The 24,316-nt window shown below is 74.8% G+C and carries 23 protein-coding genes; 13 read left to right on the forward strand and 10 right to left on the reverse strand.

The window, feature by feature from the left end; genetic code table 11:
• Positions 1-40: 40 nt before the first annotated feature.
• A complete protein-coding gene (locus CP968_RS03710; protein ID WP_229885848.1) occupies positions 41-733 on the reverse strand; it encodes a bifunctional 4-hydroxy-2-oxoglutarate aldolase/2-dehydro-3-deoxy-phosphogluconate aldolase in 693 nt (230 codons plus the stop codon).
• Positions 734-821: 88 nt separating this feature from the next.
• Between CP968_RS03710 and CP968_RS03715 the strand changes: the two genes are divergently transcribed.
• The 4 genes from CP968_RS03715 to CP968_RS03730 all read left to right on the forward strand — a co-directional run bounded on the left by CP968_RS03715 (position 822) and on the right by CP968_RS03730 (position 4,409).
• A complete protein-coding gene (locus tag CP968_RS03715; RefSeq protein ID WP_150516618.1) occupies positions 822-1,604 on the forward strand; it encodes an IclR family transcriptional regulator in 783 nt (260 codons plus the stop codon).
• Positions 1,605-1,857: 253 nt separating this feature from the next.
• Positions 1,858-2,088 (forward strand): hypothetical protein, encoded by a 231-nt coding sequence (locus tag CP968_RS03720; protein WP_150516619.1) that lies wholly within the window; start codon positions 1,858-1,860, stop codon positions 2,086-2,088.
• 43 nt (positions 2,089-2,131) lie between these two features.
• Positions 2,132-2,635, forward strand: a complete 504-nt coding sequence (locus tag CP968_RS03725; protein ID WP_268253228.1) for a MerR family transcriptional regulator — start codon at positions 2,132-2,134, stop codon at positions 2,633-2,635.
• 76 nt (positions 2,636-2,711) lie between these two features.
• The gene (locus CP968_RS03730; RefSeq protein WP_150516620.1) at positions 2,712-4,409 is read left to right on the forward strand and encodes a sigma-70 family RNA polymerase sigma factor; all 1,698 of its coding nucleotides are present in this window, start codon (positions 2,712-2,714) and stop codon (positions 4,407-4,409) included.
• 16 nt (positions 4,410-4,425) lie between these two features.
• On the opposite strand, the gene gad is transcribed toward CP968_RS03730, so the two are convergent.
• On the reverse strand, positions 4,426-5,817 hold the full coding sequence (gad, locus tag CP968_RS03735) for a glutamate decarboxylase (protein ID WP_150516621.1): 1,392 nt from the start codon (positions 5,815-5,817) through the stop codon (positions 4,426-4,428).
• A gap of 249 nt (positions 5,818-6,066) precedes the next feature.
• Here gad and CP968_RS35275 point away from each other — a divergent pair, with 249 nt between their 5' ends.
• The 4 genes from CP968_RS35275 (at position 6,067) to melC2 (ending at position 7,789) form a co-directional block, all read left to right on the forward strand.
• Positions 6,067-6,195 carry a hypothetical protein gene (locus CP968_RS35275; RefSeq protein ID WP_268253231.1) on the forward strand — a complete coding sequence of 43 codons (129 nt, stop codon included), beginning with the start codon at positions 6,067-6,069 and terminating at the stop codon, positions 6,193-6,195.
• Between the two features lie 2 nt (positions 6,196-6,197).
• Positions 6,198-6,359, forward strand: coding sequence for a histidine kinase dimerization/phospho-acceptor domain-containing protein (locus tag CP968_RS35665; RefSeq protein ID WP_167536753.1), 162 nt, complete (start codon positions 6,198-6,200; stop codon positions 6,357-6,359).
• A gap of 189 nt (positions 6,360-6,548) precedes the next feature.
• Positions 6,549-6,947: an apotyrosinase chaperone MelC1 gene (melC1, locus tag CP968_RS03745; RefSeq protein WP_150516623.1), complete on the forward strand. Its 399-nt coding sequence runs from the start codon at positions 6,549-6,551 to the stop codon at positions 6,945-6,947.
• Positions 6,944-7,789 (forward strand): tyrosinase MelC2, encoded by an 846-nt coding sequence (gene melC2, locus CP968_RS03750; RefSeq protein ID WP_150516624.1) that lies wholly within the window; start codon positions 6,944-6,946, stop codon positions 7,787-7,789. Before melC1 ends, melC2 begins: the two co-directional genes overlap by 4 nt.
• Here the strand turns inward: melC2 and CP968_RS03755 are convergent.
• Together CP968_RS03755 and CP968_RS03760 are read right to left on the reverse strand one after the other, a co-directional pair.
• Positions 7,747-8,472, reverse strand: coding sequence for a response regulator (locus CP968_RS03755; RefSeq protein ID WP_150516625.1), 726 nt, complete (start codon positions 8,470-8,472; stop codon positions 7,747-7,749). The genes melC2 and CP968_RS03755 overlap by 43 nt on opposite strands.
• On the reverse strand, positions 8,469-10,187 hold the full coding sequence (locus tag CP968_RS03760; protein WP_229885852.1) for a sensor histidine kinase: 1,719 nt from the start codon (positions 10,185-10,187) through the stop codon (positions 8,469-8,471). The genes CP968_RS03755 and CP968_RS03760 overlap by 4 nt, the downstream gene beginning before the upstream one ends.
• 106 nt (positions 10,188-10,293) lie before the next feature.
• Between CP968_RS03760 and CP968_RS03765 the strand changes: the two genes are divergently transcribed.
• On the forward strand, positions 10,294-11,676 hold the full coding sequence (locus CP968_RS03765; protein WP_189828805.1) for a cation:dicarboxylate symporter family transporter: 1,383 nt from the start codon (positions 10,294-10,296) through the stop codon (positions 11,674-11,676).
• A 279-nt stretch (positions 11,677-11,955) separates the two neighbouring features.
• Complete coding sequence (locus CP968_RS03770) at positions 11,956-13,728, forward strand: S8 family peptidase (protein WP_150521696.1); 1,773 nt, start codon at positions 11,956-11,958, stop codon at positions 13,726-13,728.
• A 76-nt stretch (positions 13,729-13,804) separates the two neighbouring features.
• Here CP968_RS03770 and CP968_RS03775 read toward each other — a convergent pair whose 3' ends face one another.
• Positions 13,805-14,473 carry a (2Fe-2S)-binding protein gene (locus CP968_RS03775; protein WP_150516626.1) on the reverse strand — a complete coding sequence of 223 codons (669 nt, stop codon included), beginning with the start codon at positions 14,471-14,473 and terminating at the stop codon, positions 13,805-13,807.
• A gap of 591 nt (positions 14,474-15,064) precedes the next feature.
• On the opposite strand from CP968_RS03775, the gene CP968_RS03780 reads away from it, so the two are divergent.
• Positions 15,065-15,718: a GNAT family N-acetyltransferase gene (locus CP968_RS03780; RefSeq protein WP_425282247.1), complete on the forward strand. Its 654-nt coding sequence runs from the start codon at positions 15,065-15,067 to the stop codon at positions 15,716-15,718.
• 223 nt (positions 15,719-15,941) lie between these two features.
• The gene (locus tag CP968_RS03785) at positions 15,942-17,282 is read left to right on the forward strand and encodes an alpha/beta hydrolase (protein WP_150516628.1); all 1,341 of its coding nucleotides are present in this window, start codon (positions 15,942-15,944) and stop codon (positions 17,280-17,282) included.
• Here CP968_RS03785 and CP968_RS03790 read toward each other — a convergent pair.
• On the reverse strand, positions 17,260-18,774 hold the full coding sequence (locus CP968_RS03790) for a carboxylesterase/lipase family protein (protein ID WP_150516629.1): 1,515 nt from the start codon (positions 18,772-18,774) through the stop codon (positions 17,260-17,262). The two genes, CP968_RS03785 and CP968_RS03790, sit on opposite strands and share 23 nt — an antisense overlap.
• A gap of 256 nt (positions 18,775-19,030) precedes the next feature.
• Between CP968_RS03790 and CP968_RS03795 the strand changes: the two genes are divergently transcribed.
• Positions 19,031-19,312 carry a chaplin gene (locus CP968_RS03795; protein WP_150516630.1) on the forward strand — a complete coding sequence of 94 codons (282 nt, stop codon included), beginning with the start codon at positions 19,031-19,033 and terminating at the stop codon, positions 19,310-19,312.
• 88 nt (positions 19,313-19,400) lie between these two features.
• Here the strand turns inward: CP968_RS03795 and CP968_RS03800 are convergent, their stop codons facing one another.
• The 4 genes from CP968_RS03800 to CP968_RS35285 form a co-directional block, all read right to left on the reverse strand.
• The gene (locus CP968_RS03800; protein ID WP_150516631.1) at positions 19,401-20,264 is read right to left on the reverse strand and encodes a tyrosinase family protein; all 864 of its coding nucleotides are present in this window, start codon (positions 20,262-20,264) and stop codon (positions 19,401-19,403) included.
• Positions 20,265-20,279: 15 nt separating this feature from the next.
• On the reverse strand, positions 20,280-20,645 hold the full coding sequence (locus tag CP968_RS03805; protein WP_150516632.1) for a tyrosinase family oxidase copper chaperone: 366 nt from the start codon (positions 20,643-20,645) through the stop codon (positions 20,280-20,282).
• Positions 20,646-20,759: 114 nt separating this feature from the next.
• Positions 20,760-21,371, reverse strand: a complete 612-nt coding sequence (locus CP968_RS03810; protein ID WP_150516633.1) for a trimeric intracellular cation channel family protein — start codon at positions 21,369-21,371, stop codon at positions 20,760-20,762.
• Positions 21,372-21,548: 177 nt separating this feature from the next.
• The gene (locus CP968_RS35285) at positions 21,549-24,230 is read right to left on the reverse strand and encodes a helix-turn-helix transcriptional regulator (protein ID WP_150516634.1); all 2,682 of its coding nucleotides are present in this window, start codon (positions 24,228-24,230) and stop codon (positions 21,549-21,551) included.
• Between the last annotated feature and the right edge of the window lie 86 nt (positions 24,231-24,316).

Here is a 24,316-nt window from a genome sequence, read left to right on the forward strand (position 1 = left end):
GGCTTCCGCACCGACATTCGCCCCGCTGCCGTCGCGTCCGTCACGGCCGCTTCCCCGGCGCCGCGTCCGGCCGGCCGGGAGCGGCCGCGGTCGCGGCCGCCGCGTCGCCCTCGCAGGCGGCGCAGCAGGGGCCGGCCAGTTCCGCGAAGACGGCGGCCAGTTCGCCGGGGTCGTCCGGCAGCCCGCTCCCGATGCCGACCGCGGCCGCCCCCGCGGCCAGCCACACCGGGACCTCGGCGGGGCGGATGCCGCCGGTCGGGACGATCAGGGCCTCGGGCAGGACCGCCTTGAGGGAGCGTATGAACTGCGGGCCGCCCACGTGGGCCGGGAAGACCTTGGCGGCGCCCGCGGACCGGGCGGCGGCGGCGACCTCACCAGGCGTGAACCCGCCCTCGATGAACACCGCCGAGCGCCGCTCCGCGACCTCGCGCACCTCGGGCGCCGGGTACGGCGAGACCAGGAAGGCCGCGCCCGCGGCCAGGGCGGTCTCGGCCTGTCGTGCGGTGGCGACGGTGCCGACCCCGACGACGGCGGACCGGCCCCGCGCGTCCGCGAGCGGGACGGTGCGGCGCACGGCTTCGGCCCAGCCGGGCGTCGTGGTCGTCAGCTCGACGGCCCGGCACCCCGCGGCGAGCAGGGCGGCGGCCCGGTGGACGGCCGCGTCGGCGTCGGGGCTGCGCAGTACCGGCAACAACCGCTGGGCGGTGATGACCGCGTACGGGTGGCAGGACAAGGGACCCTCCCGTTTGTTCCACGTAGTGGAACGGAGTATCGTGTACTGGAACCAGTTGGTCTAGACCCTACACAGGCCGGGAGTTCTCGTGTCAACGAACGACGCTTCGGGTGCCGCCCGCGGCGGCCGTACCTCCGCCGCCGGCTCGGCCCTGGAGAAGTCGCTGCGCATCCTGGAGGCGGTCGCGGCGCCCGGCGGGCCGCACCGGCTGGCGGAGCTGACGGCGGCGGCGGCCGTGCCCAAGTCCAGCACCTACCGCATCCTGGCCTCCCTCGTCGAGCAGGGGTTCGTACGCCAGGACGCGGAGAGCCGCTACGGGGCGGGCCCGCGGCTGCGGGGGCTCGCCGCGCAGGTCAGCGGCGGCGAGCCGGCCAGCATCGGCGGCATCCTCGACGAGCTCCAGCAGGCCACCGGCCAGACGGTCCACCTCGCCCTGCGCAGCGGGGAGACCATCACCTACATCCGGAAGCTGGAGAGCGACCAGCCCTTCCGCACGGCCTCCCGGGTGGGCATGCGGATGCCCCTGCACACGACCGCGATCGGCAAGAGCATCCTGGCCCACCTGCCCGACGAGGAGGTGCGCGCACTGGTCGCCGCCACCGGGCTCCCGGCGCGGACCCCGCGCACCCTGACCACGGGCCGGGCCCTGCGCGCCCAGTTGGCGCAGGTGCGCGCCCGCGGCTTCGCCGTGGACGACGAGGAGAACGAGCCGACGATCCGGTGCCTGGGTGCGGCGCTGCTGGACCCGGACGGCCGTCCGATCGGCGGGGTCAGCATCACCACCGTCACCTTCCTGGTGTCCCGCGAGGAGATCGAGGCGTACGCACCCGCCCTGCGCACGGCCACGGAGTCGCTGGCCCCGCTGCTGTGACGCCGGCCCGGACCCGGAGCACCGCCCACGCCACCCCCACGCCCGCGGCCAGCGCGCCCGCGGCCCCCAGCCGTCCGGCACCCCGACGCTGTGCGCGCCGGCCGTGTCGGTGATCCGTCCGGCGAGCCGGTCGTCGGTCGGCGAGGTCAGCAGGAAGCCGAGTCCCCTGCCGGCGAGCCCGATCACCACGCCGAGCCGCAGCGCCCAGGTCAGCGCCCGGTCCGCGAGGGGCCGGCGCCACAGGACGAGCGCCATGACCAGCGTGGCGAGCCAGAGCACGACCACGGTCGCCCCCATCACGCCGAACAGCGCCCCGTCCGGCGGGGTTTCGTGGTTGAAGTGGCTGCGCCTGCCCCGCACCGCCTGGCCCGTGATCACGGCCATCTCGGCCACGGCGCCGACGACCACCACGATGCCGGCCCACCAGCCGGTCCTGCGCCACCGTGTCGGCAGCGAGTACGTCCAGGCCAGGGTGAGCGCGTAGGCCGTGAAGGAGACCGAGAACTTGAACGGCTTGTGCCGGATCGGTGAGCCGCCGAGCACCCGGTCGTCCACGATCGGCCCCGCCACCGAGACCAGGGCCGGCACGCCCCTCAGCGCCGCGCATCCTCTTTGCGCGCGTAGGCGAGTTGAGTCGCACGACGGGCGTCCCGGTGCCCACGATCAAGTTCCACCTGCGCGAAGGACTGCTTCCCGCACGCGAGTCGACCAGCCCGAATCAGGCCCGCCACGGCGAACGACACGTCCGCGGGCGGCACTTGATCCGGGCGTTCGCCGCTGTCGGCGGACTCCCGCTCGCCGCCGTCGGCAAGGTGGTCGAAGCGGTGGAGGACCTCGACCGCCCGGTGCGCGAGCTGCTGGGCGCGGCCCCCCGGACCGTGGATCTCGTCCCGGCGGCCACGGTCGGTCCGCGGTCCGGCCCGGAGACGGCCGATCGGGCGGCGTCCGCCCCGGAAGCACCGGCACCGCAGGCGCCGGGATCCGTTCCGGGTGAGACTGCCCAGAGAAAATCCGACGAGAGTCCCGGATAAGTGTTATCGGGGCCGGTGTCGACGGTCTCCCAGGTATCGGGCATCATCGACCGCCGGTACGGACAGGGAACATCACATGAGTACTCAGCACACGGCAGCGCTGGTGGCAGCGGCCCGCGCGGGCGATCCCCGCGCGCAGGACGAGCTCGTCGGCACCCACCTGCCGCTCGTCTACAACATCGTCGGGCGGGCCCTGAACGGGTCCCACGACGTGGACGACGTGGTGCAGGACACGATGCTGCGGGCCCTGGACGGGCTGGGCGGCCTGCGCGCGGACGAGAGTTTCCGCTCCTGGCTGGTCGCGATAGCGATGAACCGCGTACGGGCGCACTGGCAGGCCCGGCGCGACGGCCTCGGCGAGAGCGGCCTGGAAGCGGCCGAGGACGTCGCCGACCCCGGCGCCGACTTCGTCGACCTGACCGTCGTACGGCTCAACCTGGCGGGACAGCGGCGCGAGACGGCCCGCGCCACCCGGTGGCTGGAGCCCGACGACCGGGCGCTGCTGTCGCTGTGGTGGCTGGAGTGCGCCGGGGAGCTGACCCGCGCCGAGGTGGCCGCGGCGCTGGAGCTGCCCGCGCAGCACACGGCCGTACGGGTGCAGCGGATGAAGGCGCAGCTGGAGGCGGCCCGGGTGGTGGAGCGGGCCCTGGAGGCCCAGCCGGCGTGCGGGGAGCTGCGGTCGGTGACGGCGGGGTGGGACGGCCGGCCCTCCGCCCTGTGGCGCAAGCGCATAGCCCGGCACGCCCGTGAGTGCGTACGGTGCTCCGGCCTGTGGGGCGGCCTGGTGCCGGCGGAGGGACTGCTGGCGGGTCTGGCCCTCGTGCCGGTCTCGGCGGCCCTGCTGGCAGGGGTGCGCGCGGCCGGGGCGGCCGGCTTCGACACCGCGGCCCGTGCCGTCGCCGCGGGTTCGGGAACGGACGGCGCGAATGCCGCCACCTGGATCTCGCCGGCCGTGTCCGGTCCCGGCCGGGCGGCCCGGCGCCGGGCGGGCGACCGGGGCGCCGCGGGCGAGGCGGGGCCGGCCTCGCGCGGGGCGCTGCGCAAGCGGCGCCGCAGCCGCCGGCGGGTGATCGGCGCGGCCGTGGTGGCCGCGTGCGTGGCCGGTGGCGGGCTGGCCTACCTCGGCAGCCTCCCCGGGTCCGGCGACGCGGAGGCGGGCGGGGCCACGCCCGCCGCCCCGCTGTCCGCGCTGTCGGCGACCGGACCCGCCGCGCCGCTCCCGTCGGGCTCGGCCTCGGCGTCCCCGTCGCCCTCGGCGTCCGCCTCGCCCTCCCCGTCGGCGTCGGCGTCCCCCTCCACCGCGCCGAGCCCGAGCGAGAGCCCGACCCCGGCCCGGACCCGCTCCGCCGCTCCGGCCCCGAAGCCCTCGGCGCCCGCTCCGGCTCCCGCGCCGCCCGGTGTGGCCGGGCAGGTCGTGGCCCTGGTGAACAAGGAGCGGGCCGCGGCCGGCTGCGGCCCGCTGAAGGAGGACGGCCAGCTCCGTGCGGCCGCCCAGGGGCACTCCGACGACATGGCGGCGCGGGACTTCTTCGCGCACACCACCCCGGACGGCAAGGACCCCGGCCAGCGGACCACCGCCGCCGGGTACCGCTGGTCGACGTACGGCGAGAACATCGCCAAGGGCCAGCAGACGGCCCAGTCCGTGATGGAGTCCTGGATGAACAGCCCGGGCCACCGCGCCAACATCCTCAACTGCTCGTTCAAGGACATCGGCGTCGGCGTCCACCAGGGTGCGGGCGGCCCCTGGTGGACGCAGAACTTCGGGGCCCGGTAGGCGGTCCGCCGCCGGCTCAGTGGTGGAAGCCCGACCTCGGCTCGGTGGCCGGGGCGGGCGGCGGCGAGGCCTTCAGGTGCTCGACGGACCGGCGCAGGTCGGCCACGAGCAGGGCGATCTGGTCGCGGGTCACTCCGTGGCGCACCAGGACCCGCTGGATGACCGTGTCCTGCCGGTCGGCGGGCAGCGGGTAGGAGGGCACCTGCCAGCCGCGCATCCGCAGCCGGTCGGAGAGGTCGTAGAGGCTGAACCCGGCCGCCTTCGGGTCGGTGAGCGTGTAGGAGACCGCGGGGAGGGCGCCCCGGCCGTCGTACAGCAGGGTGAACGGCCCCATGGCGGCCACCTCGCGGGCCAGGTACTGGGCGGTCTCCGCGCAGGCCTGCTGGACGCGCCGGTAGCCGGCCCGGCCGAGGCGCAGGAAGAGGTAGTACTGCGCGATGATCTCGCCGCCGGGCCGGGAGAAGTTGAGCGCGAAGGTCGGCATGTCGCCGCCCAGGTAGTCCACGTTGAAGACGAGGTCGGCCGGGAGGAGTTCCGCCGTGCGCCAGACGATCCAGCCGACGCCCAGCGGGGCGAGTCCGTACTTGTGGCCGGAGGTGTTGACGGAGGCGACGCGCGGCAGCCGGAAGTCCCACACCACGTCGGGGTGGAGGAAGGGGGCGACGAAGCCGCCGCTGGCGGCGTCGACGTGGATCGGCACGTCCCAGCCGTGTTCGGCCTGGATCCGGTCGAGGGCGGCGGCGAGCTCGGCGACGGGCTCGTAGTCGCAGGTGTAGGTGACGCCGAGGATGGCGACGACGCCGATGGTGTTCTCGTCGACGTGCATGGCGAGCTGGTGGGGCAGCAGGCCGGTGGCGCCCGGCTCCAGGGGGACCTGGCGCAGCTCGACGTCGAAGTAGCGGGCGAACTTCTCCCAGCAGATCTGGACCGGGCCGCAGACCAGGTTGGGCCGGTCGGTGGGCAGGCCCTGGGCGCGGCGGCGTTCGCGCCAGCGCCACTTGAGGGCGAGGCCGCCGAGCATGGCGGCCTCGCTGGAGCCGGTGGTCGAGCAGCCGGTGGCGCCGGCGCCCGGGGGTGCGTTCCACAGGTCGGCCAGCATGTGGACGCAGCGGGACTCGATCTCGGCGGTCTGCGGGTACTCGTCCTTGTCGATCATGTTCTTGTCGAGGCACTCGTTCATCAGGCGGTGCACGCCGTCGTCCGACCAGGTGGTGCAGAAGGTGGCCAGGTTCTGGGCGGCGTTGCCGTCGAGGAGCAGCTCGTTGTGCAGGAGTTCGTAGACGACCTCGGTGGACGAGTGGTCCTCGGGCATCCGGTACTTGGGGAGGACCTGGCCGCTGAGGGCGGACGCGAACACGTCCGAGTCGGCGTCGGGGCCACGTACGTCCTTCGTCTCATGGAGAGCCATATCCGGACTATAGGGGAATTACGCCCATATCACCCTGAACCCGACTTCAGGAACCTTCAGGGTGGGTTCAGCCGGGCCCCGGAGAGTGGAGCCGTCGCCGCGGGTGACGGAACCCGCGGCCCACCTCCTCGGGAGCACCCATGCACGCCGGCCGCACACCGACCACCGCCCGGCCTCGCCGGGCGCGGCCCCGGCGCCTCCTTCGCACCGACCTCCGGGCACCCCTCGGCGGCGCGCGACCTCAGCCTCGTGCTGCGCCCCGGCAGGGCCGCGCACCCCTTCCGGCTCGTCGCGGTCCAAGCCACCGGCATCGACGCCCGCGGGGTCACCGTGTACGCGGGCACCAGCCTGGAGACCGCCGAGCCCGGCCGTCACTGACGATGAACGCCACCCTGGACCGGCCGGAGGAGTCCGTGGACCGCCGGCGGCGGTTCGTGGCCGACGCCTCGCACGAGCTGCGCAACCCGATCGCCGCGCTGAGCGCCGGAGCGGGTCCGGGCGGACGGTTCACCCTGCGTCTTCCGGCCGACTCCGCGGTGTGACCCCTCTCATGAAAGCCCGCGTCGACCGGAGAACTTACTGTTCGATAGTGTCGGATACGCAGATCTTCCCGTCCGAGCCACTGGAGCCGGTACGGACGGGAAGATCATCCAACTTGTTCTACCGGCAACTTGTCCACTCATGTCCGGATAGCAGCCACCCCTGCGCGGCGCCCTGATACCTCTTCGGCCATGAACAAGATCACCCGCCGGCAGGCTCTGGGCACGACTGCCGGTGCACTCGCCGTCCTCGGCATCACCGCCGCCGCCACGGGCGCCGACGCCAGCGCCGCCCCTCCCGCGTCCACACCCCCCGACGCGGGCACCGTCGACGAGGTCTACCAGGGCCGCCGCATCCGGATAACCCCCGGCACGGGCGGGCACCACGGAGGCCACCACTCCCCCGGTCTGCCCACCGTCCTGATAGACGGCCGCGAACTGCACGTGATGCGGAACGCGGACGGCACCTGGATCAGCGTGGTCAACCACTACGAGACCTTCGCCGACCCGACCTCGCTGGCCCGCGCCGCCGTGCGCGAGCTCCAGGGCGCGGTCCTCGCGCCGTTCGCCCCGACGGGGGGCGCGGCATGACCGTGCGCAAGAACCAGGCCGCGCTCACCGCGGACGAGAAGCGGGCCTTCACCGCAGCCCTGCACGAGCTCAAGCGCACGGGCGGCTACGACCACTTCGTGACCACACACAACGGCTTCATCATGGCCGACACCGACTCGGGGGACCGGGTGGGCCACCGCTCCCCCTCCTTCCTGCCCTGGCACCGGCGCTTCCTGCTGGAGTTCGAGGCCGCCCTGCAGAAAGTGGACGCGAGCGTCGCGCTCCCGTACTGGGACTGGACCGCGGACCGCACCTCCCGCTCCTCCCTCTGGGCCGCCGACTTCCTCGGCGGCACCGGCCGGGCCCGTGACGGACAGGTCCTCGACGGACCGTTCGCGTACGCCGCGGGGAAGTGGGACGTGAACGTGCGCGTGGACGCGCGCCCCTACCTGCGCCGCGCCCTCGGCGAGGGCGTCGCCCAGCTGCCGACCAAGGCCGAGGTGGACGCCGTGCTCGCCATGCCGGTCTACGACACGGCCCCCTGGAACAGCTCCTCCGGCGGCTTCCGCAACAACCTGGAGGGCTGGCGCGGCGCCAACCTCCACAACCGGGTGCACGTGTGGGTGGGCGGCCAGATGGCCACCGGGGTCTCCCCCAACGACCCGGTGTTCTGGATGCACCACGCCTACGTGGACAAGCTGTGGGCCGACTGGCAGGCGCGCCACCCGCAGTCCGCCTACCTGCCCGCCGCGGGCACGCCGAACGTGGTGGACCTGCACGACACGATGCGGCCGTGGAACGACGTGACCCCGGCCGAGCTGCTGGACCACCGGACGTTCTACACGTTCGACACCGAACCCGCGGCGGCCAGCCAGCGGTAGTGCAGTTCGGGGCGGCCGACCTGGCCGTACCGGGGGCTGCGGTCCGCGCGGCCGGTGTCCACCAGGTGCTCCAGGTAGCGGCGGGCCGTGATCCGCGAGGTGCCCGCCGCTGCGGCCGCCCCCGCGGCGGTCAGCCCTTCGGGGGCCGCGCGCAGGAGTGCGGCGACCCGGTCCAGGGTCGGCGCGCTCAGCCCCTTGGGGAGCTCGGCCGGGCGCGGGGCACGCAGGGCGGCCATCGCGCGGTCCACGTCGTCCTGGCCGGCCGCCTCGCCCGCCGTCGCACGGAACTCCGCGTAGCGCAGCAGCCGTTCGCGCAGGGTGGGGAAGGCGAACGGCTTGAGCACGTACTGCACCACGCCCAGCGAGACGCTCTCGCGGACCACGGTCAGGTCGCGGGCGGAGGTCACCACGATCACGTCGACGGGGTGCCCGGCGGCGCGCAGGCCGCGCGCGAACCGCAGCCCGTGCCCGTCGGGCAGCGTCAGGTCGAGCAGGAGGAGGTCCACCCGGGTCCGCTCCAGGACCCGGGTGGCCTCGGCGAGCGAGTGCACGGCGGCGACCGCGGTGAAGCCGGGCACCCGGCCGACGTAGAGGGCGTGCGCGTCGGCGGCGACCGGGTCGTCCTCGATCACCAGCACCCGTACGGGCCCGCCGCCCGTGACGCCGCCCGTCGTGGCGCTCACGCCGGTCCGCCCGCGGTCCGGCCGGCCGCCGCACCCGGGGTCCGGGGCGCTCCGGCGTCCCGCCCCGCCCCAGGACCGGCGGCCCGGCGCTCCCCCGCCGGGTCGCCACCCGCCCCGGCCTCCGCCCCGGCCAGCGGGAGCCGGACGGTGAACTCGGCGCCGCCACCGGGGCCCGGTGCCGCGGTGACCGTGCCGCCGTAGCGGTGGGCCACCTGTCGCACCAGCGCGAGCCCGAGGCCGCGACCCTCCCCCTTGCCCGACCAGCCCCGACGGAAGACGTCCACCCCTTCCGGCAGCCCGGGGCCGTTGTCGGCGACGCGCAGCAGCAGTTCGCGGCCGGCCGGGCGCAGGGTCACCGCGATCCGCGCGGCGGGCACGGCGGTGAGGGCGTCGACGGCGTTGTCGATCAGGTTGCCGAGCACGGTGACCAGGTCGCGGGCCGGAGGCAGCCCGGCCCCGGCCGCGAGGCTGCGGCTGTCGGGGGTCACCACGAGCTCGACCCCGCGTTCGTGCGCCTGGGCGGCCTTGCCGAGCAGCAGGGCCACGAGCACCGGTTCGCCGACCGCCGTGATCACCTCGTCGGTGAGCGCCTGGGCCAGTTGCAGTTCGGCGGTGGCGAACTCCACCGCCTCGCGCTCGCGGCCGAGCTCGATGAGGGAGACCACGGTGTGCAGCCGGTTGGCCGCCTCGTGGGCCTGCGAGCGCAGCGCCTGGGTGAATCCGCGTTCGTGGTCCAACTCGCCGGTCAGCGACTGGAGTTCGGTGTGGTCGCGCAGGGTGACGACGGTACCGCGGCGGCCGCCGCCGGCGACCGGCGAGCTGTTGACGACGAGCACCCGGTCGACCGTCAGGTGCACCTCGTCCACCCGGGGGCGGTCGGCCAGCAGGGCGCCGGTGAGCGGCGCGGGCAGTCCGAGGTCGGCGACGGCGGTGCCCGTCATCTCTCCGCGCAGGGCGAGGAGTTCGCGTCCGGCGTCGTTGATGAGGGTGATCCTGCGTTGGCCGTCGAGCATGAGCAGCCCCTCGCGGACCCCGTGCAGGGCCGCCTGGTGGTAGTCGTACATCCGGCTCAGTTCGGCCGCGTTCATGCCGTGGGTGTGACGGCGCAGCCGGGCGTTGACCACGTACGTGCCGGCGCCGCCCAGGGCGAGCGCGGCGGCGGCGACCCAGGCGAGGGCGGAGAGCTGTGCGGCGAGCCGGTCGCTGATGGCGCGGACGGTGATGCCGGCGCTGACCATCCCGACGACCCGGCCGCCGTCGACGAGCGGGGTGACCACGCGGATGGAGGGCCCGAGGGTGCCGGTGTAGGTCTCGCTGAAGGTCTCGCCGCGCAGGGCGGGCCGCGTGGTGCCGAGGAAGCGCTCGCCGATCCGGCCCGGGTCGGGGTGGGTCCAGCGGCGCCCGGCCGGGTCCATGATCGTCACGAAGTCCACGCCGGAGTCGATCCGCACCTGCTCGGCGTAGGGCTGGAGCCGGAGCGAGGGATCGGAACCGCCCGCCGCCTCCCGTACGGCCTCGCGGACCGACGGGGAGTCGGCGACCGCGCGGGCGACGGCCCCGGCCTGGCGCCGGGCGGCATCCTCGGCCTGGCCGCGCGCGGTGGCGTGGGCGAAGACGGCGCAGCCGGCGACGACGACGGCGACCAGCAGCACCTGCATGGCGAAGAGCTGGCCGGCGAGGCTGCGCGGGCCGCGGGGCCGGAGCAATCGGAACATGGCGTTCAGTGTGCACCGGGCCGTGAACTCAATGAACGCAAGGGTGACCGGGGTCACAGGGTCGCGCGATGGTCCTCCCGGGACGTATTCACCACCAGGAGGCATCGTGGCCGCCAGGCGCGACAGAACGCACTATCTCTACATCGCGGTGATCGCCGCGGTGCTCCTCGGCATCGCCGTCGGCTTCGCCGCACCGGGGGTGGCCGTGGAGCTGAAGCCGCTGGGCACCGGCTTCGTCAACCTCATCAAGATGATGATCTCGCCCGTGATCTTCTGCACGATCGTGCTGGGCATCGGCTCGGTCCGCAAGGCCGCCAAGGTGGGGGCGGTGGGCGGGCTCGCCCTCGGCTACTTCATGGTGATGTCGACGGTGGCGCTGGCGATCGGGCTGCTCGTCGGCAACCTGCTGGAGCCGGGCAGCGGCCTGCACCTGACCGAGGCCGCGCGCAGTGCGGGCGAGGCACAGGCCGAGGCCGGCGGGGCCGAGAGCACCTCGGAGTTCCTGCTCGGGATCATCCCGACCACGCTGGTCTCCGCCTTCACCGGCGGCGAGGTGCTGCAGACGCTGCTGGTGGCGCTGCTCTGCGGGTTCGCGCTCCAGGCCATGGGGCCGGCGGGCGAACCGCTGCTGCGCGGGATCGGGCACGTGCAGAAGCTGGTGTTCCGGGTACTGGCGATGATCATGTGGGCGGCTCCGGTGGGCGCCTTCGGCGCCATCGCGGCGGTGGTCGGGGCCACCGGCATCGACGCGCTGAAGTCGCTGGCCGTCATCATGATCGGGTTCTACGCGACCTGCCTGCTCTTCGTGTTCGTCGTGCTGGGCACCCTGCTGCGCGTGTGCACCGGCGTCAGCGTCTTCGCCCTGCTGCGCTACCTCGGCCGGGAGTTCCTGCTGATCCTGTCCACCTCCTCCTCCGAATCCGCGCTGCCGCGGCTGATCGCGAAGATGGAGCACCTCGGGGTCTCGCGCCCGGTTACCGGGATCACGGTGCCGACCGGGTACTCGTTCAACCTGGACGGGACCGCGATCTACCTGACCATGTCCTCGCTGTTCATCGCGGAGGCGATGGGCAAGCCGCTCGCGATCGGCGAGCAGATCTCCCTGCTGCTGTTCATGATCATCGCCTCGAAGGGGGCCGCCGGGGTGACCGGCGCCGGCCTGGCCACCCTCGCCGGCGGCCTCCAGTCGCACCGGCCCGAGCTGGTGGACGGGGTCGGCCTGATCGTGGGCATCGACCGGTTCATGAGCGAGGCGCGCGCGCTGACGAACTTCGCGGGCAACGCCGTGGCGACGGTGCTCATCGGCACCTGGACCAAGGAGTTCGACCAGGCCCGGGCCACCGAAGTCCTCGCGGGTCGGCTGCCGTTCGACGAGACCTCGCTGCTCGACGACGGTCACGGGACGGCAGGCGACAAGCCTGGTTCCGGCCCTGCCACGACCCCCGTGCCGGTGCAGCCGGAGGGCGACAAGGGCGGGGTCACGGTCTGACGGGCCCGCCCCCCTTACGGTCCGACCGGGCCGGGCACGCCCCCACGGCGCCCGGCCCGGTCGGATCCGGGCCGTTTCCACAAGGTGTTTTTTCGGCCAGATCCAGGGCAACGGGCGTGCTGTAAAAGGTACTTCCATATCGGGGCACGCGTCTGACATCTTGCGTCCACCACTCGTTTCGTACGACCCGGCAGGCGCCATCAGGCGTCATCCACGCCCGCCGGGCCATCGGAGGACGCATTGATACCCCACATATCCAGCCGACCTCGACGCACCCTCGTGCTGGCCGCCGCCCTCGGCGCCGCGCTGGCCTTCGGGACCCCCGCCGCACTCGCCGGCACCGACCCGGTCGGCCCCACGGCGCCCGCCGCCCAGGCCGCCCCCCGCACGAGCACCGCCGCGACGCCCGCTTCCCAGAGTGCGACCTGGGTCGCCGGCACGCGCGCCTACCTCGTGATCACCGCCCCCGGTGACACCTCGGCGGTCCGCACCGCCGTCGCCACGAACGGCGGCACCGTCTTCCAGTACTACGACGCCATCGGCGTGATCGTCGCCCACTCCGCCTCCGGCGCCTTCGCCGCGACGATGCGCGGCGTCGCCGGTGTCCAGCAGGTCGGGGCCACCCGGACCTCGGACGTCCCGGCGGACGCCTACAACCCGGCGCTGCCCGCCAACCCGGCTCAGTCCTCCACCGGTGCGGGCGAGCCGGTCCGCGCCGACATGACCCAGATCAAGGCCGACCAGGCCTGGGCCGTCACCACCGGCTCGGCCAGCGTCAAGGTCGGCATCCTGGACACCGGTGTGGACGACCAGCACCAGGACCTGGCGCCCAACTTCAACGCCGCCGACTCCGCCTCCTGCGCCTACGGCAAGCCGGACACCCGCAGCGGCGCCTGGCGCGACGTCGGCAGCCACGGCACGCACGTGGCCGGCACGGTCGCGGCCGCCAAGAACGGCAAGGGCGTCATCGGCGTGGCCCCGGGCGTGAAGATCTCCTCGGTGCGCATCGCCGAGCCCGGCTCCTCGCTCTTCTTCGCCGAGAACACCGTCTGCGGCTTCATGTGGGCCGGCGACCACGGCTTCAAGGTCACCAACAACAGCTACTACACGGACCCGTGGCAGTTCAACTGCCCGGACAACGCCGACCAGGCCGCGATCATCGAGGGCGTCAGGCGCGCCCAGGAGTACGCGGAGGGCAAGGGCTCGCTCCAGGTCGCGGCCGCCGGCAACTCCAACCTCGACCTGGCCAACAAGACGACCGACACCGAGAGCCCGAACGACTCGACCCCGGTCACCCGCACCATCACCAACGCCTGCCTGGACATCCCGACCGAGCTCCCGGGCGTGGTCACGGTCTCGGCGATGGGCACCACCGCGAAGGCCTCGTACTCCAACTACGGCCTGAACGTCGTGGACGTCACGGCCCCCGGCGGCGACGCCACCGGCATCTACAGCACCCTGCCGGGCGGCAAGTACGGCACCATGAGCGGCACCTCGATGGCCTCGCCGCACGTCACGGGCGTGGCCGCGCTGCTCGCGAGCACCAATCCGGGCATCACCCCGGCGCAGCTCCGCGACAAGCTGGCCACCCAGGCCAATGACGTCGCCTGCCCGTCGGACACCCGGTGCAAGGGCACGACCGCCAAGAACGGCTTCTTCGGCGAAGGCCAGGTGGACGCCCTCAAGGCCGTCGGCGCGACCCCGCCCGCCGGCAAGTTCTTCGAGAACGGCGCGGACTACGCCATCGCCGACAACGCGACCGTGGAGAGCCCGATCACCGTCACCGGCGTCACCGGCAACGCCCCCGCCGCCCTCAAGGTCGGCGTGAGCATCGCCCACACCTACATCGGCGACCTCAAGGTCGACCTGGTCGCCCCCGACGGCACCCTCTACCCCCTCCACAACCGCACCGGCGGCGGCACCGACAACATCAACCAGACCTACACCGTCAACGCCTCCTCCGAGGCCGCCAACGGCACCTGGAAGCTCCGCGTCAACGACAACGCCGGCGGCGACACCGGCAGGATCGACACCTGGAACCTCACCTTCTGACGCATCGCCCCGAAGGGGCCGTCGGGACCCGGGCCACCCGGTCCCGACGGCCCCGTTCCGCGCGTGCGGCGGGGGCTCAGCGGGTCCGCAGGACGCAGTCGCCGCAGTACCCGCCCCCGGGGACCCGGTAGTAGAGGCAGCAGCTGCGGCGGACGAAGGCCACCCCGAGGCCCGGTTCGTGGACGAACGTGCCGGTACCGCCGAGCGCTCCGTCGTCGGCCAGCAGGGCGGTCGCCGCCCGGACGGCCGCGTCGCCCTCGACCCGGTCCGTCAGGACCCGCAGCGCCCCCACCAGCGCGGACGCGCTGTTGCCCCGCAGCACCTTCGGCGAGACCCCGAACCCGTCGCGCAGGCCCGCGTCGAGCACGGCGAGGTTGCCGAGGACACTCTCGCCCAGCGACCCGGCGGGCAGCGCACGCGGCTCGGGCAGCCACAGCTCCAGCGAGCCCCCGGCGGGCAGCCGCCACCCCACGCGTACGGGGTCCAGCTCCGGCGCCCGCCCGGCGAGCGCGACGCAGCCCAGACCGACCGACCAGAGCCGCGCGGCGATCCCGAACTGGGCGGTCGAGGCGGCCACCCGGTCCGGACCGGTGCCGATGCGCCGGCCGACCTCCGCGACCCACGGACCGAGCCCCTCCGCGTACAGCTCGGAGAGCGGCCGGAACCCGGGGCCGGGCGGCTCCTTCCCGTGGGGCACGGCGAAGAAGGGCCCCACCGCCGCCAGCCTGCCCAGTACCTCGTCCATCCCCGGATGATCTCAGCCGGCCCGGCCCGGGCCGCCCCGGGGTCCGGTGGCCCCGCGCAGGGACGCCTCAGCGGGGCCCTCGGGGCACGACTTCGGACACGGGTGGCGCAGTCCCCCCGCACCCGCTTCCGGCGCTCCCTCGGCCCCGCCGCCGACGGCCGCCCGCGCGTGGTCCGGGCGGCCGCCCGGTGCACCGGTCCCGTCCGCGGCGCCGCCGCCCGGCGCCGCCGCCCCGCACCTCGAAGCTTCCCCGCATCACCGCAGGTCAGAGCGGGTTGACCGGCGCGCCCGCAACTGTCTGCCGAGCGCACGTCAGACGCGGGGACGAGCCTGCGCGAAGCGTGCGGACGGGCCCTGCGGGGCGTGGACCGGGACCGCCGGAAAAGAGGCGCGCGCCATTGCCGAAGAGGGGGTTCTTCCGAGGTCTCCGAGGAGCTACATTGAGCCACTCGCGTTCACCTGACAGCCCGTTGCCTTTCACTCGTGTTTTGCACGGGGGGCGACGTCAGGGACGCAGACTGTGCAACCACCCCACCGCCCAGAAGGACCGAAGGCTCCGTGCCCGTACCCGTACTCCTCGCCGGCCGCACCGTGCGGCTCGAGCCCCTCGCCCCCCGCCACACCGAGGCCTTGGCCATGGCCGGGGCCGAGGATCGTACGACTTACGCCTTCACTCCCGTACCCCACGGTGTGCAGGCGTCCCACGAGTACATCGAACGTGCCCTTGCCGATCAGGCAGCAGGTCGTTCGGTACCATTCGCGGTGGTCAGAGCCACCGACGGACGGGTCGTCGGCTCGACCCGGTTCCTGGAACTCGACTACTGGCAGGGGCCCCTGGTGTGGCCCGCCGTGCCGGGCGTCCCGTTCGGCGATCCGGCGACGGCGATCCCCGACGCCGCCGAGATCGGCAATACCTGGCTGTCCCCGAGCGCCCAGGGCACCGGCATCAACACCGAGGCCAAGCTGCTCCTGCTCCGCCACGCCTTCGAGACCTGGGGGGTCCGGCGCATCTCACTGCGCGCGGACGCCCGCAACGGCCGCTCCCGGGCGGCCATGGAGCGTCTCGGCTTCACCTGCGAGGGCGTCCGCCGGGCGCACTCCCGGGGGCTCGACGGGGCCGTCCGCAGCACCGCCTTCTACTCGATCCTCGACGAGGAGTGGCCGGCCGTCCGCTCGGTCATCGAGCTGCGGATCTCGGGCGCCGCTCCGCGCAGACGGCGCCGCAAGACGCTGGTCCCCGCCTAGCGCGGCCCGCCCTCCCGCACACCCCGTTCCCCCGCTCGCCCCTGCCCCGGACGTGCGGGGGAACGGCGCGCGCGGCCCGGGCAACGTCCTTCTCTAGGCCACCCCAAGAGAAGGGAAAATGGGGAACCCTGTCATGCTTTGGCACATCCTTCGGGACGGAAGGACCGAACCGCAGACCGCCCGCCCCGCCCCCGGGGCACCACCAGCCGGAGAGCCACCGCACATGTCGTACGCACCCGACGGGCAGCAGTCCTCGCCCTACCGGCCGGACGGGCAGTACCCCCCGCAGCAGCCCTACGGCGACCAGTACGGCCGGCCGTACGAGCAGCAGCCCCACGAGCAGCAGCCGTACGGAGAGCAGCCCCACGGACAGCAGCACCCGTACGGGCAGCAGTACGGGCAGCAGCCCTACGGACAGCAGCATGCGCCCTACCCGCAGCAGCCCCCGTACGGCTCCGAGCCGACCGGGTACCCCGGGCAGCAGCCGGAGCCGGAGCCGCCGCGACGGGGGTCCCGGGTCCGGCGCCGGATCATCGCGGGGGTCGCCGTCCTGGCCCTCGCGGGCACGGCCGCGCTCGTGATGAACCACTTCGAGATACCCCCGTTCACCGACAAGGGCGCCGACGTCTCCTTCGGCGGGCCCCCGGCGGGCGGCGCGCAGCCCGGCGGCGAGGCGCCCGCGCAGCCCGCGAGCTCCAAGATGCTGATGCCGACCGGGCCGGCGGCGGAGTTCAAGAACACGATGACCCTGCCCGACGGGACGCACGTCGCGGTCACCACGCTGGACGGCAAGAAGTCCGGCTTCAAGGGCAAGGTGTGGGTCTGGGCGCCCAAGGAGTACAACGACCCGAAGTTCGCCAAGAGCGGCTTCCCCGTCATGATCGCCCTGCCGGGCGGCGCCGGTTACCCGAACAACTACTGGATGGGTACCGACCTCGGGCTGCAGAAGAGCATCGGCAAGTGGTACGCCGAGGGCAAGAGCAAACCGTTCATCCTGGCGATGCCGGTGCTCAACCCGGGCCCCGACGACAAGGGCGTCTACTGGGACGGCTCCGACATCCCCGGCCAGCCCAAGATGGGCACCTGGCTGACCGAGGACGTCCCGGACCTGATGAAGGCCAATTTCCGTACGGTCAAGTCGCGTGACGGCTGGGCCTTCATGGGTTCGTCGACCGGCGGGTTCGCGGGCCTCAAGGCCGTGCTCAAGCACCCGGACCAGTTCAAGGCCGTGATCGCCTCCGGCCCGGACATCGTCCCGGACTCCTCGCTGTGGAAGGGCCACGACAAGGAGAAGGCGGAGAACAACCCCGAGCTGCTGGCGAAGCAGCTCATCGACGCGAAGGGGCCGGACGTCTACCTGGCCTTCCAGGTCGGCGACAACGAGAACAACAAGAAGACCCTGCCCTCGGTGCAGAAGTTCATCGCGGACTACACCAAGGGCCCCGTGCACACCAGCATGCGGGTGATCCCGGGCGGCCAGCACAACGCGAAGACCTACGTCCCCAACATGGGCGAGGGGCCGATCCAGTACATCAGCAAGGTCATGGAAGGGCCGGTGGAGTAGCCACCCGCTCCGCCCCTTCCCGCGGCCGCTCGTCCGCGCGCTCCGGCCCGCCGAACACCTTCGGCGGGCCGTCGCCGTCCCAGGGCGCCCAGCCGGGATCGCCCGTGACGGCGAAGCGCACCCAGGCCCCGTGCATCGCGTCGGCCAGCTCCTGCGGGGCATCCGGCCCGGCCAGCCAGGAGGACTCGGGCACGGCCAGGGTGTCGAACACGAAGCCCAGCTCAAGGGCGTGGCAGGAGCCGAGCCCGGGGATGCCGGACGGCCAGCCGAACTCGTACAGGTGGCTCGGCGCGGTCCGGCGGGCCCCCGCGAGCCGGCGCAGCGGGTCGCGCAGCAGCCGGTCGGTGAGCAGCTGGCCCGCGAGCTCGGCGGGGCCGGCCCCGGGCAGGGCGGCCCGCAGCGCCCGTACGGCGGCGCGGTCCTTGCCGGAGCGCAGCCGGGCCGCGGTGACGGCGGCCGGGCCCAGCCGGTCGAGCAGCCGCAGTGCGCCGGTGGGGGCCAGCCAGAGCCGGTACTCCTCCCGGGTCCAGCCCACCAGCAGCGGCAGGTCGGCGCCGGCGCCGCCGGTGAGCGCGTCGAGGGGGTCTTCGGGGAGCGTGTCCGGGTCGGTGACCAGGCCGAAGGCGGGCCCGCCGAGCAGCGGGCCCGACCGGCGCAGCACGGCCCGCTGGGCGGCGAGCAGCGCGGGCAGGGAGACGGTGGTGAACGCGGCGGCGGTGGCCGGCGTCCGCAGCAGCGCGGCCATCCGCCGGACCATGGTGCGGACCCGTTCGCGGGGCAGGGCCTCGGGGGCGCCGCTCTGCAGGACGGCCCGGGCGAAGAGGCCCGCGGCGCGGGGGGCGGCGAGCAGGGCGCCGATGCTGATGGCGCCCGCGGACTCGCCGAAGACGGTGACGCGGGCGGGATCGCCGCCGAAGGCCGCGATGTTGTCCCGGACCCATTCCAGGGCGGCGATCTGGTCGAGGAGGCCGCGGTTGGCGGGGGCGTCGGGGAAGAGTCCGTATCCGAGGACGCCGAGGCGGTAGTTGAAGGAGACCAGGACGACTCCGTCGCGGGCGAAGGCCGAGCCGTCGTAGACGGGGACGGCCGAGGAGCCCCGGGTCAGGGCGCCGCCGTGGATCCACACCATGACGGGGAGCCGGGCGCCGGGCGCGGGGTCGGGGGTCCACACGTTCACGCCGAGGCAGTCCTCGCCGGGGATCTCCGGGTCGGGCAGCAGGGTGGCGAAGGGTGCGGGGTAGGGCACCTTGGGCGCGGTGGGGCCGTAGTGGCCGGCGTCGCGCACGCCGTCCCAGGGGGCCGGGGGCGCGGGCGCGGCGAAGCGGAGGGGGCCGACGGGCGGGGCGGCGTAGGGCACGCCTCGGAAGACGGCGGCGCCGCCGGGGCCGGTGCGGCCCTCCACCAGGCCGTGTGCGGTCCTGGCCCGGGGCCGGCGGTCGGGGCCGCCGGCGGCTCCCGTGTCTCCGGCACCGCCGCCGTGCACTGCGTCCATCTCTTCCTCCCGCACCCCGTCGGGCCGCACCGGTGTGGTGCGCGCCTGTTCCCACAGCGGTCCAACGGCTGACAGGGCGCGGCCGTGCCCGGGTGGCGCGCGGGTCACCCGGATGCCGGTCGGGGCGGCGGGGTGCGGGGCGCCGCTTCTCCACCGGGTGGCCGCGGGGACCGTGACCCCTTGGCCATCCCTGCGTTGTATGCCATGTCAAATGCCGCAGATTCTGTGGCGCCCGTAATTCCATGAGGAGATCTTGATGTCGCGTATCGCGAAGGCATTCGCCATCACCGCTGTCGCCGGTACGGCCGTGGCCGCCGGTGCGGGTCTGGCCGTCGCCGATGCCGGAGCGCAGGGTGCGGCCGTCGGCTCCCCCGGTGTCCTGTCGGGCAACCTGCTCCAGGTCCCGGTGCACGTTCCGGTCAACGTCTGCGGCAACACCGTCAACGTGATCGCCCTGCTGAACCCGGCGTTCGGCAACACCTGCGTCAACGCGTCGGGCGGCGCCGCCGAGCACCACACCGAGGGCTACGGCAACTGATCCAGGCTCCGCCTGGTCGACGTGCGACGGAAGGGCCCCCGCCGGTCGGCGGGGGCCCTTTCCCGTGTCCGCACCGGGCGCGGGCCTGTCACGCGTAGCGGTAGAGGCCCTGGTGGTTCAGCATCTCGCGCGGGGTGACGTTCCACGGGGGCATGGGCTGGTCGAGGGCGATGACCCGGCCGCGCTGGGGGTCGCCGAGCACGGGCGGGCTGGCGGGCTGGTACCCGGAGCCGGGGTGGCGCGCCTGCCAGCGGTCCCAGACCAGGTCGACGAAGGCGTGGTGCAGCCAGAACGCCGGGTCGTTGGGTGCGGTCCCGCCGGTCATGTGGCCGCCGACCCACTGGTGGACCTTGTTGTGGTTGCGCCAGCGCTCGGCCTTCGGGGCGGACCAGCCCTCCAGCTTGTTGCGGAAGCCGCCGGCGGTGGCGGTGGAGTCCCAGGGTGCGACGTCGTAGGCGGGATCGTCGACGGCCCATTGGAGTTCGGCCGCGGTGGGCAGGGCGATCGGGTTCTGCGGCCGGCCGAGGTTGCGGGTGAGGAAGGCCGCCTCGGTGAGGCCCACGGTGACGGTCCAGCCGCCCCGGTCGTAGGCGAACGGGCCGGTCATCACCCGGCGGTCGTCGGCGCGGCCGGTACCGCCGAGGAAGTCGTCGGCCCAGAGCGAGGAGACGGGACTGTTGTCGGTGGTCCAGTCCCAGTACGGGATGGAGACGCCGGGGTCGACGCTCTGGAGCTGCTTCTCGAACTCCAGCAGGTAGCGCCGGTGCCAGGGGAAGAACGACGGGGACATGTGGCCGACGCGCAGTTTGCGGTCGCGGTCGGGCACGAAGTACTTGTCGTGGGTGCGCACGAAGGAGTCGTAGACGCCGTTGCGCTTGAGCTCCAGCACCGCCGACGTGAACCGCTTCTTCTGGGCGCTGGTCAGGTCCTTCTGGTTCTGCCGGGTGTACAACGCGGGCTCCTCCCGTCAGCCGTGGTGCGGGGCGGAGGCCGACGCCAGCTGGACGGTGCCCAGTTCGTCGACGGCCGCGCGGGCCAGCTCCAGTGGTGTCCCGAAGGACTGGAAGTGGTTGACCCCGCTGAGGTAGCTGCCGTCGGCCCGGCGCATGACGTGCAGCGGGCGCCCGTCGATGCGGATGCCGGCCCGGTCGACGGCGATGTGCCGGCCCCGGTACGTCTCTTCGCTGAGCGGCGCCGGGGTGAGCGTCTGGCGCGGCCGGCGGGCGCGCAGTACGGGGGCCAGGGCCGCTGCGGTGCCCGCGAGCACGGCCGCGGTGAAGGCCGTGCGCAGGACCGCGCGGCGGGTCGGTGGTGCGGCGGGTACTGCGGACATGCGGTCTCCCTCGTTCGGTGGCCGGTGCAGGGTCTAACGCGGCGCGGCGGGCGAGGTCACCCGTCGGCGGGGCGGGAGGGGGTGGTGGTGGCCGTGGTGCGGGGAGTCGGGGGTTCAGCCGGGGGTGCGCCGCAGCCGCGGCAGGTGGAGGTCGCGGAAGACCGCGGTCAGCCGCAGGACGAAGACGAGGCCGGCGGACAGGCCGGTGTTCAGGCTGTCCGGCACGCCGGCCGCGTGCAGGCCGAGGTAGGCGGCGGCGCCGGCCAGCGCGGCGGTCGCGTACACCTCCTCGCGCAGCAGCAGCGGCGGGAACTCCCCGCAGAGCACGTCGCGTACGACCTCTCCGGTGACGCCGGTCAGGACGGCGAGGACGAGCACGGCGAGGGGCGTGACGTGGGCGTCGAGGGCGGCTCCGGCGCCGATGACGGTGACCACGGCGAGGCCGGCCGCGTCGACGACCACCAGGGTGCGCCGCGGGAGCTCCCGACGGCGCAGGTGGAGCATGGTGGCGACGGCGACGGTCGTGATGACCACGAGCAGCAGCGGGTCGCGGGTCCAGTAGAGCGGGTGCCGGTCGAGGACGAGGTCGCGCAGGGTTCCGCCGGACACGACGGCGGCGAAGGCGAGCACGAGCCCGCCGAAGGGGTCCATGCCGGCGCGGTGGGCGGCCAGTACGCCGGACGCGGCGAAGGCGGCGATGCCGAGGAGGTAGAGGGCGTGCAGCACGGCGCCTCCTTCACGGGGAGCGGGTGGACGTCCGGGCGGCCGCCGCGGTCCGCCCGCCGGGGCCGCCCGGAGGTACGGACCCGTCGAGGCTGCCGCACCGGCCGCCGGCGGCGCATCGGCCGTTCGGCCCCTTCCGGACCGGCCCGGTGGCGGCGCGGTCGCGGTGCGGGCGCGGGCTCACGGGGTGGGGCGGAGGGCGGCGAGTTGGGCGCGCGAGGTGACTCCGAGCTTGCGGTAGATCCGCGTCAGCATGGTCTCGACCGTCTTCGCGCTGACGTACAGGCGGGCGGCCGCCTCCCGGTTGGAGGTGCCCGCCGCGACCAGCGCGGCGAGCCGGCTCTCCGCCGCCGTGAGGGCCGCCTCCCCGGGCCGGGCGTCCAACCGGGCCAGCGCGTCGGCGACCAGGCCCTGCCAGGGCGCGGCCCGGCAGGCGGCGAACAGTCCGGCCGCCTCCGTCAGGGCCGCCCGCGCGCCCGCCCGGCGGCGCTGCCGGAGCCGGGCCCGGGCCAGCAGCCACAGGGTGCGGCCCTCCTCCAGCCGCAGACCCGCCCCGGCGAAGGCGGCGGCCGACGCCTCCAGCAGCGGTACGGCCCGCTCGCCCCCGAGGGCCACCGCCCGGGCCCGCTGGAGCGCGGCCCCGACCCCGCCCCGTCCGGGCGTACGCGCCGCCGGCTCGGTCGCGTCGAGGAGGGCCAGCGCCTCCCGGGGCCGTCCGGCCGCGGCCAGCGCCTCCGCCAGGTCGTCGTGCCAGCGCAGCACGGAGGGGTCGGCGACGCGCTGGTCCCGTTCCAGGTCCCGTACGCGGGTCAGCGCGTCCACCGCCTCACCTGCCCGGCCCGTCACCAGCAGCACGGTTCCGAGGGCGTGCAGCGACCGGGCCAGGAACACCACGTCGTGCTCCTCTTCGGAGGCGCGGGCTCCGCGCCGGGCGCAGGCCTCCGCGCGCGCGAAGGTGCCGCCCGCGGCCTCGGCGAGGGCCGCCGTGTACCAGGCGGGTCCGGGTGAGGCGTCCGCGGCGGCCGTGAGGGCGCGGGCGCGCTCGGCGTAGCGCAGGGCGGCGGGGCAGCGGCCGGCGCGGGCTTCCGTTTCGGCGAGGGAGCGCAGGATCTCCACCTGGTCCTCGGCGTCGCCGGAGCGTTCGGCCCGGGGCAGCAGGGCGAGCAGGCCGGACCGGGCCTCGTCCAGCTCGTCGTCGAAGAACTGGTGCCGGGTCCGCAGGAATTCCGGGGTGTTGCGCAGGCCGGCCACCGGTGCGGGGTGCCGGGCGAGCGCGCGGGCCAGGGTCGCGCCGGCGGCCGGATCGCCCAGCAGCCGCTCCAGTCGGGCGCGCATCGTCAGGGCCGCCGCCGCGTCGTCCTCGGCTCCGGCGCGTTCGGCGAGGGCCGCGGCGCGGGTGGCCGCGCCGAGGGCCCGTACCGGGTCCCCGTCGCACAGGTTCGCCTTCCAGGCGAGCCGCAGTTCGACGGCGGCGAGCAGGCGGGGGGCCGCGGCGGCCTCGGCGGCGGCCCGGGCGAAGACCTCGTCCATCTCGTCCAGGGCCTGGCCGCTGGCGTCGATGACGGCGAGCAGGGCGGGTACCCGTTCGCCCGGGTCGCCGCTGTGCTCCAGGACCTCGGCGGCGGCCCGCCGGGCGAGGTCGAGGCGGCCCGCGCGGCCGGCGTCGGCGGCGGCCGCGCCGAAGCGGCGCACGGCGTCGGCGGGCGCGGTGGGCGGGGTGCGTCGGGCGGCGAGCAGGGCGAGTTCGGCGGCCTTGCCGCGTTCGCCGCGGGCGCGGGCGGCCGCGGCGGCGGCCTCCAGCCCGGCTGCCAGGGCGGCGTCGATGTCGTCGCAGGCCAGCGCGCGGTGCCGGGCGGCTTCGACGGGGTCGGTGACGGTGCGGCCGAGCGCGCGGTGGGCGGCGCACCGGTCGGCCCAGGTGGAGTCGCGGACCAGGGCGGTGCGCAGGACGTCGGCGGTGAAGCGGAGCTCCTCGTCCACCCGTTCGGCGGAGTGGGTGATGCCCGCGAGGGCGGCGGCCGCGAGTTCTTCCTCGACGTCGCGGGCTGCGGCGCGGCGCAGCAGGGCGGGGGTGGGGCGGTCGGCGAGTGCGGCGGTCAGGAGGACGGCGGTGACCTGCGGCGGGAGCGGGGCGAGGCGGCGCAGGGCCATGGCGGCGACCGGTTCGGGCAGCGGGAGTTCGTCGAGCGGGTGCGGGGGCCGGGGCAGGGCGGCCACGGCGCGGCCGATCTCCAGGGTCATCCGGGGGTTCCCGCCGCCCGCGCGGTGGATGCGGGAGGGCAGTCCCTGGGCGGCGAGGAGTGCGGCCGTCTCCTCGGGGGCGGCCGGGCCGAGAGTGAGGACGGGGGCGCCGTCGAGGAACGCGGGGGTGTGGGCCCCGGCCGCGAGCAGCCGTGCTCCGGGGAGTGCGGTGAGGACGGCGGCGCTGGCGGGGTCGGTGTGCGGGGCGTCGTCGAGGACGAGCAGCGGCCGGGGGCCGGCGGCGCGCAGCAGGGCCGTGGTGCCGAGGCGTACGGCCAGCGGGTCGGGGCCCCCGGGCGGCGCCGCGATCCGGCGGGCCACGGCGTCGAGGGCGGCGCGCTGGGGGCCGGGGAGCAGGTGCCCCGCGGACGGGCCGGGGGCCGGGTGGGGATCGAGGAGCTGGAGCAGGTCCGCGAGGGCCGCGTACGGGACGTGCCGGTCGGCGGGGTGAGGGGCGAGCCGCAGTACGGTCGCGCCCGCGGCCGCGGCCCGGTGCGCGATCCGGTCCAGCAGGGCGGATTTGCCGATTCCGGCGGGGCCGGCTACCAGGAGGCTTCCGTGCAGGTCGAGTTGGAGCTCGGCCTGCGCGAGCGCCGCGGCCGTTCCGGAGTCAGCCGTCACGCGTCCTCCCCGCACGATGGGACTGGTGAGGCACAGTAGCGGCCGGAACCGGCCTCCGTCCGGGCAACGGCGCGACGGGCGGCGAT

The sequence above is a fragment of the Streptomyces subrutilus genome (genome assembly GCF_008704535.1).
Taxonomy (GTDB): Bacteria; Actinomycetota; Actinomycetes; order Streptomycetales; family Streptomycetaceae; genus Streptomyces; species Streptomyces subrutilus.